Consider the following 13,964-nt stretch of genomic DNA (forward strand, 5'->3'; position numbering starts at 1 on the left):
CGTCTTGTGCAGCCCCCATGTGAGCGCTCACATCAGTTAAAACAGTCGGTTGATAAAACTGACCACCCAAACCATCCACAGACAGCGGTCCACCGCCCAAGACAACTTTCGCACCGGCGGCCTGTGCGGCCTCCACATGTTGGTGAATCTGCGCGTTATGCGCTTCTGTCACAATTGCGCCGACTTGAGTGGCCTCATCCATCGGGTCCCCAAAGCGCACGTTGCGAGACTGAGCGACAACACGGGCAACGAATTCCTCAGCAATGTCCTTGTGCACAATCACGCGGCTGGAGCCGTTGCAGCACTGCCCAACATTGAAGTAGGTGCCGAACACCACCGCGTCCACGGCTTCTTCCAGATCACAATCTGGGAAGATGACCTGCGCGTTTTTCCCACCCAGTTCCAGCGCCACCTTCTTAAGTGTATCCGCGGCCACTTTGCTGATCAGCTTACCCACACGGGTGGACCCGGTGAAGCTGACCATGTCCACGTCCTTATGTGCAGCCATCACGCTGCCAACCGGCTCGCCGTGCCCCAACACGATGTTGCACACACCCGCAGGCAAGCCCGCTTCAATCAGAAGCTCGCCCAACATAACCGTTGTGCTTGGCGTCATCTCCGAGGGTTTAACGACACAAGTACAGCCCGCCGCGAGCGCAAAAGGCAGTTTCTGGCTCAGGATCCAGAAGGGGAAGTTCCAAGGTGTGATAATCGACACAACCCCAATCGGCTGCTTCAAAACCATCGCCACCATGTCTTCGCCAAGCGTATCGTGGCTGTCGCCGTGAACACTCCGCGCGAGACTTGCCGCGTAGCGCCACAAATCCGCAGCCCCGGTCACTTCGCCCCGCGCTTGCGCAATCGGCTTGCCGCTTTCCAGTACTTCAAGCTCAATCATGCGATCAGCATTGGCTTCAATCAGGTCCGCCACTTTAAGCAAAACGGTGGCGCGCTCCTTGCCGGAAATACGGCTCCAGACACCTGCGTCAAAAGCCTTACGTGCCGCCTTGATCGCCGCCTCCGCTTCGGCTTCGCCACCCATCGCGGAACGGCTCACCACAACACCGTGGCTCGGAGACACCCGCTCAAACGTCCCACCATCTGCGCTGGTCTGCCAGGTGCCATCAATCAGATGACGCCCCTCAAAAGGATCCGCTGCGGGCACAAAGCCAACCGAATGCCGTATTGCAAGCTCGTTCATTCTCTATTTCCCTGTAAACTGCGCGGCGCGTTTTTCCATAAACGCCGCCACGCCTTCGTCTCTGTCGTCACTCGCGGCAATGGCGGCGCTGCCCAGCGCCTCAATCATCGCACCGCTGTCCTCACCGCTTCCCGCCAAAATCATGGATTTTGTGATCTCAACCGCACGCGGCGACAGCGCCATCTGCTCTTCTGCCAATGCCTGCGCCGCTTGCAGCGGATCCTCGGAAATCTCCGCCAAAAACCCGGCCTGCTGAGCGCGTTCAGCACTGATCCGACATCCAAACAACGCCATTTCCTTAACCAGCACTTCGCCAATCAACCGCACCAGCCTCTGGGTGCCCGACCAGCCGGGAACAATCCCAACACGCGCCTCAGGCAACGCCAGCAGCGCTTTGGGCGCCGCGATCCGCAGATCACAGGCCGTTGCCAACTCTAAGCCGCCACCAAAGGCATGACCGTTGATTGCAGAGATTGTTGGTTTGGATAGTCTCGCAATGCGATCGAACAGGCGATGCCCGTCCCGCACCCAATGGCGCGCAAATTCAGCCGGGCTCAGGCTGCCCCAGGCCGCAATGTCGGCACCGCTGCAAAAGGCCTTTTGCCCCGCGCCTGTCAAAATCAGCACACGCACGGCGCTGTCCCGCTCAATCGCGTCAATATGGGTCTCAAGAGCCTCCAGCATGGGCACATCCAACGCGTTGTATTTCGCTTCATTCTGAAGCGTCAGCGTGGCGACCCCGCCTTTGACCTCAAGCGCGACCCCGCTCACAGCGACAGCCCCATAGGTGCTTGGCTCAACAGTTTTTTGTCCATGACAACAGCGTTCTCTGCCACGGTCACACGGCCCTCGGTTGGCCCCACGATGTCCGCCTGAGCGTCAATGCCGGGCATAATCTCGGTGGCGACAAGCCCCTGATCGGTCAGCCGGATCACACAGCGCTCGGTGATGTAAAGCACCTCCTGACCCGTCTCGCGTGCCCGTGCACCGGAGAATGTCACATGTTCGACCTGGTCCACCATCTTGGTAAACTTGCCCGGCGTTGCCACCTTCAGCGCATCCTCAGACAGATCCATCTGCGCCCCGGCCTCAAACCAGCCCGAGAAGACGATCTTCTTCGCGCGCGCGGTGATATCAACAAAGCCGCCGCAACCCGCTGTCAAATAAGGCTTCTTACCCAGTTTGGAGACATTCACATTGCCTTCCAAATCAACCTCAAGGAAGGAGAGGAAGGACATGTCAAACCCGCCCCCTTGGAAGTAGATGAACTGCTGCGGGCTCGGCACAAACGCATCCGCATTGGACGCGCAGCCAAAGGCAAAACCAGTCAGCGGTACGCCACCAACAGCACCCTGTTCAATCGCCCAGGTCACCGCCTCCGGGTGGCCTTCTTCAAGCAGGATACGCGGCACCATCGCGCTGATGCCAAAGCCAAGATTGGCCGTCTGCCCCTTGGCGAGCTCCATTGCCGCCCGGCGCGCGATCACTTTCTCAACGCCATAGTCTGCCAAAGCAAAGCTGTCCCACGGGCGCATAATCTGCCCGCTGATCGCTGGATCGTAAGGAGTCTCACAGGTCTGCTTCTGGTCCGCGTCAATCACCACCAGATCAACCAAATGTCCCGGCACCCGCACATCATGTGGCCGCAGGCTCCCGCGCGCGGTCATCCGCTGCACCTGTGCAATCACCAGCCCGCCATTGTTACGCGCGGCAATCGCCTGCTCAAGCCCGCCAAGATAGGCCCCTTCGTGCTCATAGGTCAGGTTTCCGCGCTCATCCGCAGTGGTCGCCCGCAAGATACAAACATCCGGTGTGATATTTGGGAAATGCAGCCATGTTTGCCCGCCGAAGTCTTCCCGGGTCACAATCGGTGCCGCCGCGCCTGTGCCGTTCATCGCGCAGCCTTCGCGCACAGGATCGACAAAGGTCTGCAATCCAACCTGCGTAAGCACCCCGGGCCGTTTCGCCGCCGCTTCGCGGTGCATGTCAAACAGGATACCCGATGGCACATTGTAGGCCGCCACCCGATCTTCAACGATCATTTTCCAGATCGCAGGCATCTCAAGGCTTGAGGGACCAGACGGATAAGACCCTGCAATCACACGCGAAAGCAAACCGTCCTGCGCCAGATAGTCCATTCCCTTGATGCCATACATATCACCGGCAGCAATCGGATGGATTGACGTGATGCTCTGCGGATGTCCCTCGGCTTCAAACCGCGCTCGGATGGCTTTCAAAACAAGATCGGGACAGCCAAGCGACGAGCTCGAGGACACCGTAACAACAGCGCCATCTTTGATACGTGCGACTGCATCGCTTGCGGAAACCAGTTTGCTCATGCCAGATCTCCGTAGTCCACATCCACGGCCTGACCCGTCTGTGCTGCGTCGCGCACCGCCATGGCAACCGCCAAAGACTTCACGCCATCCTGCCCATCCGCTGCGGCGCCCCCGGTCCCGGCGACAGCGCTGTAGAAATCTGCAAGCCCCTGTTCATAAAGGTTGTGTCGAGACACCTCGACAGCTGCACGTCCTGCAGCAGTAACCAGCTCCACATCGCCAACCGGCTCCTGTGTCATCACGTCCTTTGCGAAAATCGACCCTTCGGTGCCATGCACCTCCAATCCGCTGCCCGCAAAAGGATGGGTAAAACTCTCATGGCTCATCACCATGGCACCACTTGGCATGGTCCAGACGGACATGGCGCTGTCCTCCACACCCTCGCCCATGCCCGAGGCCGCCATCTGCGCCACGACGCGCTGAGGGTCTTCACCCAGCAAGAACCGCGCCACATCCGCATCATGTACCGTAATGTCGGGGATCACACCGCCACCCGCAGTGGCGTCATTGATCCGCCACCCCTGCAAATGCGGCGGCAAATGCACCGCATGGAAAATCCTTAGCGACAGCGCTTTGCCAATCTTGCCCTCCGCAATCAGCGCTTGCATCGCACGATGCGTGCCGGAGCAACGCAGGTGGTGGTTCGTTGCAAAGGTAACGCCTGCCGTCTCAGCGGCCTTCACCATATCCGCCGCATCCGCAACGCTCATCGCGAGAGGCTTTTCGCAAAGCACATGTTTGCCCGCAGCAATGGCCGCCATGGCCTGAGGCAAGTGTTTCTCGTTGGTGGAGGAGATATAAACCGCATCGCAGCTCTCATCAGCCAGCGCCTCGGCAAGATCCGACGTGGATTTCGGCACATTGTGGGCCGACGCCCAGTCAGCGCCATGCTGCGCCGAACCGCTCACAACCCAAGCGACGTCACCGCCCTTTTGAGCGCGCACCGCTCCTAACATGTATTGAGATGCGATCGTGCTCGCCCCGACAAAAACCCAACGCATAAGAAACTTTGCCTCCCTGTCAGATCATTCTCAATCGAATTGGAACGATCTAATTTCCGAGTCACACCATAATTGGAACGTTCTAAATTTGACAATCCCCTTTTTCGGACTTTTCTCAGCCAGCAGCAAAGCCCTCAAAAACCCCATTGCTTTCCACGCAGTTTGCGCGGCACTAAGTTCCACAAGAACATGCCGACAGGACACCCACGTGGCTCAGATCAGCTTCAAACAGCTCCAGGCCTTCGTGGCCGTGGCCGACCTGCAAAGCTTCCGCCGCGCAGCGGACAAACTCAACACAACACAGCCCAATATATCCAGCCGTATCACCACGCTTGAGGCGCAAATCGGCCACCGCCTGATGTCGCGCGATGCAGGCTCCGTGCGCCTCTCGCCAATGGGGGAAAAACTGCTCATACAAGCGCGCGCAGTTTTGCAGTCGATGGATGGATTTTTACTGACTGCAGAAGACGATAGCCTGTTTGATGGCACCCTGCGCATTGGTGTCACCGAAATGATCGTACACACGTGGCTGGGCGCTTTCTTCGCCGCCCTCAAGGCCCGCTTCCCCAACATTGACGTCGACCTCACCGTCGATCTCTCCCTCAATCTGTCTGATGCCCTGCTGGAGCGACGCATTGATCTTGCTCTGCAGAATGGTCCCTTTCACCACGAGACAACGGGCAACACGGATCTTGGCCCGCTGCCCATGATGTGGGTGGGCGCGCCAAAGCTGGAGATGGGCACCAAAGTGCTCTCGCTGCGTGACCTTGCGCAACATCCCGTCCTGACCCACGCCCGCGGCACCATTCCCTACCGCCAGATGCAGGAGCACTTTGCCGCCTTCCCCGACATCTCGGTCCGCCATGTATCGTCATCCAACCTTGCGGCATGCCACCAGATGACGCGCGACGGCCTTGGCGTGGCCTGCCTGCCCGAAGCGATGGTGCGCGATGATCTCGCTCAAGGCACGCTCGTGCCCTTGCGCTATCTCTGGGTGCCTGACGCCCTGCAGTTCTTTGCCCGCTTTGATGCGGACACCTGCCCCAGCTTTGTCAGCGCCGCTGCAGAGCTCGCCCAGATTGAGGCCCAAACTCACGCGAGCACCACCAAAGGATAAATTTCCTTTATCCTTCATATTCAATCTAATAATTGGATTCCATGACCCGCCTGCCACTAGGCTGATCTTATTAAGACAGCAAAGAGGCGCATCATGCCCACACCAGCGGCCCGCTTGGGCGTAGATATTGGCGGCACATTCACCGACGTGGTGCTCGAGATCGGCGAAGATCGGCACTCCACAAAGGTGCTGACCACCTACGCCGCCCCGGAAAACGCCATTGTGGACGGGATGCACAAGGTCTGCGCCAAAGCAGGTGTCACCCCAGCGGTTATCACGCAGATCATCCATGGCACCACGCTGGCCACCAATGCTCTGATCGAACGGCGCGGCGCAAAGACGGCTTTGATCACAACCAAGGGCTTTCGCGACGTCATCGAAATGCGCACCGAAAGCCGCTTTGAGCAATATGACCTCAATCTCACGCTCCCCGAACCGCTGCTGCCGCGCAATCGCCGCTATGTGGTCAACGAGCGCATGGACGCCACCGGCACCGCTCTGATCCCGCTGGATCGTGCAGAGATCGAGCAACTGGCCGATGAGCTTGCGGAAGCGGAATATGAAAGCATCGCGGTGGGCTTGCTGCATTCCTACGTGAACGATGCCCACGAGCGCCTGATTGCCAAAGTTCTGGCGGAAAAGCTGCCCGGCGTGATGGTCTCGCTCTCCTGCGAAGTGTCGCCACAGATGCGCGAATACGAGCGTTTCAACACCACCATCGCCAACGCCTACATCAAACCGCTGATGAAGTCCTACCTCGGCCGCTTGAAATCCCGCCTGGCAGACGAGGGCGCGGCTTGCCCTGTCTTTTTGATGCACTCAGGTGGCGGCATCATGTCTCTGGAAAGCGCGGCTGACTTCCCTGTGCGGCTGGTGGAAAGCGGCCCGGCGGGTGGCGCGATCTTCGCCGCAGACATCGCCGCCAACCACGGGCTTTCCAAAGTCCTGAGTTTCGATATGGGCGGCACCACTGCCAAAATCTGCCTGATTAAAGACCAGACCCCAAAAACCGCCCGCGTGTTTGAAGTGGCCCGCACCTATCGTTTCAAAAAGGGATCCGGCATGCCCATCTCTATCCCTGTGATCGACATGGTGGAAATCGGCGCGGGCGGCGGCTCGCTTGCCCATGTCGACGGCATGAACCAGATCCGCGTCGGCCCCGAGAGCGCAGGGTCAGAGCCCGGCCCGGCCTGCTATGGGCGTGGCGGTGAAAACCCAGCTGTGACCGATGCGGATCTGATCCTTGGCAAGCTTGATCCCAACAATTTCGCCGGCGGCTCAATCCCGCTACACCCCGACAATTCTGCAAAGGCTCTGGACACTGTCATCGGCAATACTCTGAACATGGACGCCATGGAGGCCGCCTTTGGGCTGGCCGAAGTTGTCGATGAAAACATGGCCAATGCCACCCGTGTCCATGCTGTCGAAAACGGCGAAGACCTCAGCGAATATACCATGATCGCCTTTGGAGGCGCAGCCCCGCTTCACGCGGCAAGGCTTTGCGAAAAGCTCGGCGTTGCCCGCTGCCTCGTCCCCCAAGGCGCCGGTGTTGGATCGGCCATCGGTTTCCTGCGCGCGCCATTTAGTTTTGAAGCCAACCGCTCTGTGTTCATGCGCCTCAACGCATTTGATCCGGCGCAGGTCAAAACCCTCTTTGCCGAAATGTCTGAAGAAGCCACAGGATTTGTGCGCTCCTGCGATGCAGATGCCGAAATCCTGCGCGACCACAAGATATACATGCGCTATGCGGGTCAGGGCTGGGAAATTCCAATCTCTCTAACCGCCGAACAGGCCGCGGCACCTGACGCCGCCACCTTCCTCCGCCATTTTGAAGCGGACTACGAAGCCCTCTTTGGTCGCGCGGTCGAGGGGATGGAGGTCGAAATCACGGTCTGGAGCGTCAACGCCTACACCGCGCAAACTGCCACAACACCGCTCAATGAACTTGGCGCACTGAACAAAGTTGACGCAACCACAACACGCCCGCTCTTTGATCCGGCACGCGCCGCAACGGTAGAGGCCGCCGCGCTTGCGCGTGCTGATCTGCCTGCAGGCCACATGGCACACGGCCCCGCCCTGATTACAGAGGATGAAACCACCGTTGTTGTCCCAAGCAGCCGCGATGTCTGCACCCACAGCGACGGCACGTTGGATGTCCACCTGAAGGAGACCGCCCAATGAACCGTCCAGAAACCGGGCACAGCAAAGTCGCCTATCAGGTCATGTGGAACCGCTTGATCTCCGTCGTCGAAGAACAGGCACAAGCGCTGGTGCGCACAGCCTTTTCCACATCGGTGCGTGAGGCGGGCGACCTATCCGCCGGTGTCTACAACGCCGCCGGAGATATGCTCGCTCAGGCCGTCACCGGCACCCCGGGTCATGTGAACGCAATGGCAGATGCTGTGGGGCACTTTATCCGCCGCATCGGGCGCGACAACATGCGCGAAAGCGATGTTTACCTCACCAATGATCCCTGGGAGGGCACGGGCCACAAACACGACATCACGGTAGTCACCCCTTCGTTTTATGCAGGCCAGCTCATCGGCTTCTTTGCCTGCACGGCCCATGTCACCGATATTGGCGGTCGTGGCTTTGGCGCAGATGCCAATGATGTCCACGAAGAAGGTCTCTATATCCCGATCATGAAATTCGCCAATCGCGGCGAAGTCGATCAGACCTTGATCGCGCTCATTCGCGGCAATGTGCGCGAACCGGATCAGCTGGTCGGCGACATCTACGCTTTGGCCAATTGCAACGATATCGGCCACCGTCGCTTGATCGACATGGTGCAGGAGTTTGATCTGCCAGATCTGACCGGCATCTCGGATTTCATCCTGACCAATTCGCGCAAAGCCACACTAGAGCGCATCAATGCCCTCGCCCCCGGCACCGCCTCCGGACATCTGCGCATCGACGGCTACGACAAACCGATTGATCTGCACGTCACGCTGACCATCGAGAAAGACCGCATTGTCAGCGATTGGGGCGGCACGTCCGGCCTCGACAAAAAAGGCATCAACGTCCCTCTGGTCTACACCAAGGCCTACGCCTGCTACGCACTCAAATGCGCCATCGCGCCGGAAATCCCGAACAATGCCGCGTCTTTGGCTCCATTTGAAATCAGCGCGCCGGAAAACAGCATTGTGAATGCCAAGTTCCCGGCCCCCGTGGCCCTGCGCCATGTGATTGGCCATATGGTGCCTGACACGGTTTACAACGCGCTCGACAAACTCCTGCCCGGTGTGGTTCCCGCCGAGGGCGCCGGGTGCCTGTGCAATTTCCAACTGTCCCTCCGGCCCCGAATGGACGCCCCTGCCCCGCCAGACGCCACACGCGCCGAAGTGCTCACTTTCAATTCCGGCGGCTCCGGTGCACGCCCGGCTCTGGATGGCATGAGCGCCACGGCCTTCCCATCCGGTGTAATGACCATGCCCGTGGAGGCCACCGAACAGGTCGGCCCGGTGATCATCTGGCGCAAAGAGCTGCGCCCGGACAGCGGCGGTGCCGGTCAGTATCGCGGCGGTCTCGGGCAATATATGGACGTTGGTGCCCGCGAAGGACACGAATTTGATATTTCTCTGATGCTGGATCGTGTGGACCACCCGGCGCTTGGACGCCGCGACGGTCTTGCAGGAGGTGCAACCACCATCCAACGCAATGACGGAACCCCGATCCCGGGAAAAGGCAAGCATTTCATCTCACACGGTGAAGTTGTACAAATGGCCTTCCCCGGCGGCGCAGGCTACGGTAACCCTCAGGCGCGCGATGCCGACATGGTGAAACGCGATCTGGCCCTTGGCTACATCACACCAGAGCACGCCGCACAGCACTACAACCTTTCGGCAGATGACATCGCCGAGGCCCTAGCGCGGGCAAAACTGGGGGACACTCTGTAAATGGCAGCAAGCACTTGGGCGACCAAACCGACCAAAAACTCATATGATGTGGTGATCATCGGGGGCGCCATCATGGGGTCTTCAACCGCATGGTTCCTCTCTGACAATCCGGATTTCACCGGCTCGGTGCTCGTGGTTGAAAAGGACCCAAGCTACGAGTTCAGCTCTACGGCCCACACCAATTCCTGCATGCGTCAGCAGTTCTCCAATCAGCTGAACGTCGAGATTTCACAATTCGCGGCTGATTTTGTAAAGAACCTGCGCAGCTACATGGGCGGGGATGATCGCGTTCCTGCACTCGACATTCAGAGCTACGGCTATCTCTATCTCGCCGACAATGACGCCTTTGCCCAAACACTGCGCGAAAACCAGAAAATCCAACGCGCCGCAGGTGCTGAAACCGAGCTGCTCACAGCCGAAGAGATTGCCGCACGCTACCCGTTTTACAACGTCGAAGACATCAAACTCGGCTCCATCAACACCAAAGATGAAGGCTATTGGGATGGCGGCGTGGTGTTTGACTGGTTCCGCCGCTCAGCACGTGAACGCGGCGTGGAATATGTGCAGGGTGAAGTTGTCGCCATGGCACGCGAAGCAGGCAAAATCACATCCGTGACGCTGGCCTCCGGCGATGTGATCTCATGTGGTCAGGTTGTCAACGCTTCAGGGCCGCGCGCCGCGCGCACCGCTGAAATGGCAGGCATCGCGCTCCCGGTTGAGCCACGCAAGCGCTTCACCTGGATTTTCTCCGCAGAACAGCCTCTGCCAATGGAACTGCCGCTCACAATCGATCCAAGCGGGGTTCACTTCCGCCAAGATGGCCCAGAGACCTATCTCGCAGGCTGCGCTGCCGACCCTGACCCAGCCGTTGCCTATGATGACTTCCACATGGATCACAACCGCTGGCAGGATCATGTCTGGCCGATCATTGCCACCCGCATCCCCCAGTTTGAGGCCATCAAAGTGGTTACCGAGTGGGCCGGGCACTACGCCTTTAACACGCTGGATCAAAACGCCATTCTCGGCCCCCATCCAGAAATCAGCAACTTCCTTTTCCAAAACGGTTTCTCCGGCCACGGGCTACAGCAAAGCCCCGCAATGGGCCGCGCCATGGCGGAATGGCTCACCTACGGCGAATACCGCGCTCTGGACATGTCGCCTTTTGCGTTTGAACGTGTGCTCACCAACACACCAATCGTCGAAAAGGCCGTGATCTGATGGTAGCTCCCAATCCCTTCCTCGCCGAAATTCGCGCAGGCAATGCGCAAATCGGCATCTGGCTCAGCATGGCCAACGCACAGGCCACAGAAATCGTGGCGCATTCCGGCTATGACTGGGCGCTCATTGATATGGAGCATTCCCCCAATGAGCTTTCCACAGTGATGGATCAGCTGCGGGTGCTGGAAGGATTTGAGACCACAGCACTTGTCCGCCCGGATTGGAACGACCCCGTGAAGGTCAAGCGCCTGCTTGATATGGGCGCGCCCGGATTGCTTTTTCCCATGGTCAACACCGTCGAAGAGGCAGAGGCTGCTGTTGCGGCCACGCGCTATCCGCCGCGCGGCGTGCGCGGTGTGGGCGGCACAACCCGCGCCACCGCCTATGGCCGGGATAAGAGCTATTTTGCTGAGGTCGAAAGCCAAACTGCGGTGCTTGTGCAGGTCGAAACCCTTGAAGCGCTGGACAACATCGAAGCCATTGCCGCCGTTGACGGTGTGGACGGGATCTTCTTTGGCCCGGCTGACATCGCCGCAGATATGGGCCATCTCGGTCAGCCGATGCATGATCAGGTTTGGGCAAAAATCCTGCCCGCCGCCATGCGCCTGATTGGCAAGAAGATCCCGGTTGGCACTGTGATCTCTGATATGGCCTTTGCCCGCCGCCTGCTTGGCGCAGGCTTCACCTTTGTCGCCTGCGGATCTGACACGGGCCTTCTTGCCCAGGCCGCAGACCAGCGGCTCGCCGACCTCAAAGCTCCAAACACAGGATCCTGACCATGAAAAAGCTCGTCCTCACCGGTGCCGCTGGCCGCCTAGGCTCCTATCTGCGCGAACCGCTCAGCAAAATGGCGGACGAGCTTGTCTCCACCGATATCGCCGAGGACATCGGAACCCTATACCCCGGCGAGAGCTACATGCAGGCCGATCTTGCCTCTCTGGAGCAAATCGGCGCAGTTTTGGAAGGCGCTGATATGGTTGTCCATTTTGGCGCAATCGTGGATGAAGCCCCTTTTGATGAGATCCTCGGCCCTAACATCATCGGTGCCTACAACGTCTGGGAAGCCGCCCATCGGCACGGCGTGCGGCGCGTGGTTTACGCCAGCTCGGTTCATGCGGTTGGCATGTACCCGTCCGCCGATTGCATTGGCATTGATGCCCCCCACCGCCCCGACAGCTTCTACGGTCTCGCCAAGTGCTTCGCCGAAGACCTCGGACGCCTCTATTGGGAGAAACGCGGGCTGGAAAGCGTGCACATGCGCATCTTCTCCTGCGCAAAAGTGGTCAGCACCCGCTCCCTCGCGACATGGCTCAGCTATGACGACCTGATCAGGCTAGTGACCCGTGCAATTGACACGCCCACAACGGGCTTCTCCATCGTGTACGGCATCTCCAACAACGACCGCATGCCCGTCAACAACGCCGGCGCGTCCCACCTTGGGTATCGGCCACAGGACAATGCCGAACAATTTGCGCCCGAAATCCTCGCTGCCGCGCCACCTGCGGACCCAAGCGATCCGGCTCAGATGTGCATTGGCGGCCCGTTCACCACCATTGAGCTAGGGGAAAGCGGGCTGGCGAAAATGACCATCGTGGATGACCGCAAAAAACTCTAACAACAACGAAGGGCGCATCTCGCGCCCTTTTGTATTCCCAATCTGCGTTGATGCTTAAATAGCGCTAAGCGGCTCTTATGCTTGCAAAAATCTCTACAGGCATTTCTTCATGTGACATGCGGGTCTCAAACCCTTTCACCATGTCTGCCACCTGTGATGTGTCGCGCCGCATATTGTCCACCACGGCGACCACCTCTTCCACCAGCGCAGCGTTCTGCTGTGTGGCCTCATCCAGAAGCCCCAGGCCCTGCGCGATCTCCGAAAGCCCGTCTGACTGGGCACTGGTCGATTGCGCGACTTCAGAGCTTAGCGCTGAGACATTTTCCACGTCTTCCACGATTTCTTCGAGCACATGCCCCGCTCTGTCCACCAGCGTCACACCAGTCTCAACCAGCTCTGACGATGTCTTGATCAACTCGCTGATCTCTTTCGCCGCATCCCCTGCCTTCTGCGCAAGCCCGCGCACTTCAGAGGCCACAACCGCAAAGCCGCGCCCCGCGTCTCCCGCACGCGCCGCTTCAACACCGGCGTTCAAGGCCAAGAGGTTCGTCTGAAAGGCGATGTCATCAATCACACCTGTGATTTGGGAAATCTGGGCCGAGCTCTGGGCAATTTCCTGCATCTTGCCGACCGTCTCCCCCATCACTTCCTGACCGGTTTTGGCCTGCGCATGGGTTTGACGCATCATCACATCAGTCTTTTGCGTCGCCTCAGAAGACGATTGCAGCCGCGTGCTGATCTCCGAGATGGACGACGCGGTACGCTCGAGCGTCGCAGCCTGCGTTTCCGTGCGCCGCGCCAGATCGCCCGCGCTGGAATTCATTTCTGACGCGGTCAGGTTCAGGTCATCTGTTGCGTATTTGATGGTCTTCATCACCGACCGCAGCCCGCGCTGCAGCTCATTAAACGCCACCCGAAGCCCGTCAAAGGCTTCCGGGAATTCACTCTCGTCCGGAGCAGGAATGTCTTCTGACAAATCCTTACGCGCCACCCGCTGCATTCCCGCCTCAAGATAGGCAAATGCCTGCGTCTGCTGTTTTTTTTTCGCAACGGTATAAGCCGCCGCTGCCGCCGCCTGATCCATCTGCATGATGTACAACAAGAGGGCTGCCCGCTTGGCGAGACGCTTTTTGCCGCCCCCAAAAATCATCAGGCCTGCCTTTTGGATCAAGACTTTTTGCAAATAGGACGATGCCCGCGCATGCGCCGCCAAGTAAGCGTCAAGGCTCAGCCCCATTTGCTCAAAATGCAGGGCGCACAGTCGCTCTACAGACGTTGCAAAAGAGGCCTCGGCATCTTTGCTAAACAAGCGCTGCCAATGGTCTTTCATGGCCGCTTTGGCCGCCGCAATCACGGTCAATTCCGCATCGGTCTGGCGATAGAAAATCTCAAGCGCTGCATCCCACTCAGGCGCCAACTTGGCACCAATGCTTTCCAGCAGAGCCAGATCATCCTTATCCAAACGCATATTTGTTGTGAATTCTTCCAACGCGTTGGCCATATCGGCGAGCCCCTTCTTCCCGGACGCTTTTTCTCTTCTCTCTCAGTAGAAGAGAGTTGGTTAACAGAAACCTTAA

General features: G+C 58.8%; 11 protein-coding genes. 6 read left to right on the forward strand and 5 right to left on the reverse strand.

Going from position 1 to position 13,964, the window contains the following annotated elements; translation table 11 throughout:
• The 4 genes from J7400_RS15680 to J7400_RS15695 all read right to left on the reverse strand — a co-directional run.
• The coding region (locus J7400_RS15680; protein ID WP_209065024.1) for an aldehyde dehydrogenase family protein at window positions 1-1,201 on the reverse strand (1,201 nt) is incomplete at its 3' end.
• A gap of 3 nt (window positions 1,202-1,204) precedes the next feature.
• Entirely contained in the window at window positions 1,205-1,972 is a 768-nt protein-coding gene (locus J7400_RS15685) for an enoyl-CoA hydratase/isomerase family protein (protein WP_209065026.1), read from the reverse strand.
• Window positions 1,969-3,540 (reverse strand): CoA-transferase, encoded by a 1,572-nt coding sequence (locus J7400_RS15690; protein ID WP_209065028.1) that lies wholly within the window; start codon window positions 3,538-3,540, stop codon window positions 1,969-1,971. The genes J7400_RS15685 and J7400_RS15690 overlap by 4 nt, the downstream gene beginning before the upstream one ends.
• On the reverse strand, window positions 3,537-4,541 hold the full coding sequence (locus J7400_RS15695) for a Gfo/Idh/MocA family oxidoreductase (RefSeq protein ID WP_209065030.1): 1,005 nt from the start codon (window positions 4,539-4,541) through the stop codon (window positions 3,537-3,539). The genes J7400_RS15690 and J7400_RS15695 overlap by 4 nt, the downstream gene beginning before the upstream one ends.
• A gap of 208 nt (window positions 4,542-4,749) precedes the next feature.
• Here J7400_RS15695 and J7400_RS15700 point away from each other — a divergent pair, with 208 nt between their 5' ends.
• From J7400_RS15700 to J7400_RS15725, 6 genes are all read left to right on the forward strand, one after another.
• Window positions 4,750-5,658 carry a LysR family transcriptional regulator gene (locus J7400_RS15700; protein WP_209065032.1) on the forward strand — a complete coding sequence of 303 codons (909 nt, stop codon included), beginning with the start codon at window positions 4,750-4,752 and terminating at the stop codon, window positions 5,656-5,658.
• Window positions 5,659-5,751: 93 nt separating this feature from the next.
• The gene (locus J7400_RS15705) at window positions 5,752-7,839 is read left to right on the forward strand and encodes a hydantoinase/oxoprolinase family protein (protein ID WP_209065034.1); all 2,088 of its coding nucleotides are present in this window, start codon (window positions 5,752-5,754) and stop codon (window positions 7,837-7,839) included.
• Window positions 7,836-9,554 (forward strand): hydantoinase B/oxoprolinase family protein, encoded by a 1,719-nt coding sequence (locus J7400_RS15710; RefSeq protein ID WP_209065036.1) that lies wholly within the window; start codon window positions 7,836-7,838, stop codon window positions 9,552-9,554. The genes J7400_RS15705 and J7400_RS15710 overlap by 4 nt, the downstream gene beginning before the upstream one ends.
• Window positions 9,555-10,772, forward strand: a complete 1,218-nt coding sequence (locus J7400_RS15715; protein ID WP_209065038.1) for an FAD-binding oxidoreductase — start codon at window positions 9,555-9,557, stop codon at window positions 10,770-10,772.
• Window positions 10,772-11,548 carry an HpcH/HpaI aldolase/citrate lyase family protein gene (locus J7400_RS15720; protein ID WP_209065040.1) on the forward strand — a complete coding sequence of 259 codons (777 nt, stop codon included), beginning with the start codon at window positions 10,772-10,774 and terminating at the stop codon, window positions 11,546-11,548. Before J7400_RS15715 ends, J7400_RS15720 begins: the two co-directional genes overlap by 1 nt.
• Window positions 11,549-11,550: 2 nt before the next feature.
• Window positions 11,551-12,387: an NAD(P)-dependent oxidoreductase gene (locus J7400_RS15725; protein WP_209065043.1), complete on the forward strand. Its 837-nt coding sequence runs from the start codon at window positions 11,551-11,553 to the stop codon at window positions 12,385-12,387.
• Window positions 12,388-12,451: 64 nt separating this feature from the next.
• On the opposite strand, the gene J7400_RS15730 is transcribed toward J7400_RS15725, so the two are convergent.
• Window positions 12,452-13,888 (reverse strand): globin-coupled sensor protein, encoded by a 1,437-nt coding sequence (locus J7400_RS15730; protein ID WP_209065045.1) that lies wholly within the window; start codon window positions 13,886-13,888, stop codon window positions 12,452-12,454.
• Between the last annotated feature and the right edge of the window lie 76 nt (window positions 13,889-13,964).

It is taken from the genome of Shimia sp. R9_2 (assembly GCF_017743735.1).
GTDB lineage: Bacteria > Pseudomonadota > Alphaproteobacteria > Rhodobacterales > Rhodobacteraceae > Shimia.

Bases quoted from the DNA above. Each gene is read 5' to 3' on its own strand.
- J7400_RS15690 (WP_209065028.1), bottom strand. From the start codon at position 3,540: ATGAGCAAACTGGTTTCCGCAAGCGATGCAGTCGCACGTATCAAAGAT.
- J7400_RS15715 (WP_209065038.1), top strand. From the start codon at position 9,555: ATGGCAGCAAGCACTTGGGCGACCAAACCGACCAAAAACTCATATGAT.
- J7400_RS15710 (WP_209065036.1), top strand. From the start codon at position 7,836: ATGAACCGTCCAGAAACCGGGCACAGCAAAGTCGCCTATCAGGTCATG.
- J7400_RS15695 (WP_209065030.1), bottom strand. From the start codon at position 4,541: ATGCGTTGGGTTTTTGTCGGGGCGAGCACGATCGCATCTCAATACATG.
- J7400_RS15730 (WP_209065045.1), bottom strand. From the start codon at position 13,888: ATGGCCAACGCGTTGGAAGAATTCACAACAAATATGCGTTTGGATAAG.
- J7400_RS15720 (WP_209065040.1), top strand. From the start codon at position 10,772: ATGGTAGCTCCCAATCCCTTCCTCGCCGAAATTCGCGCAGGCAATGCG.
- J7400_RS15705 (WP_209065034.1), top strand. From the start codon at position 5,752: ATGCCCACACCAGCGGCCCGCTTGGGCGTAGATATTGGCGGCACATTC.
- J7400_RS15725 (WP_209065043.1), top strand. From the start codon at position 11,551: ATGAAAAAGCTCGTCCTCACCGGTGCCGCTGGCCGCCTAGGCTCCTAT.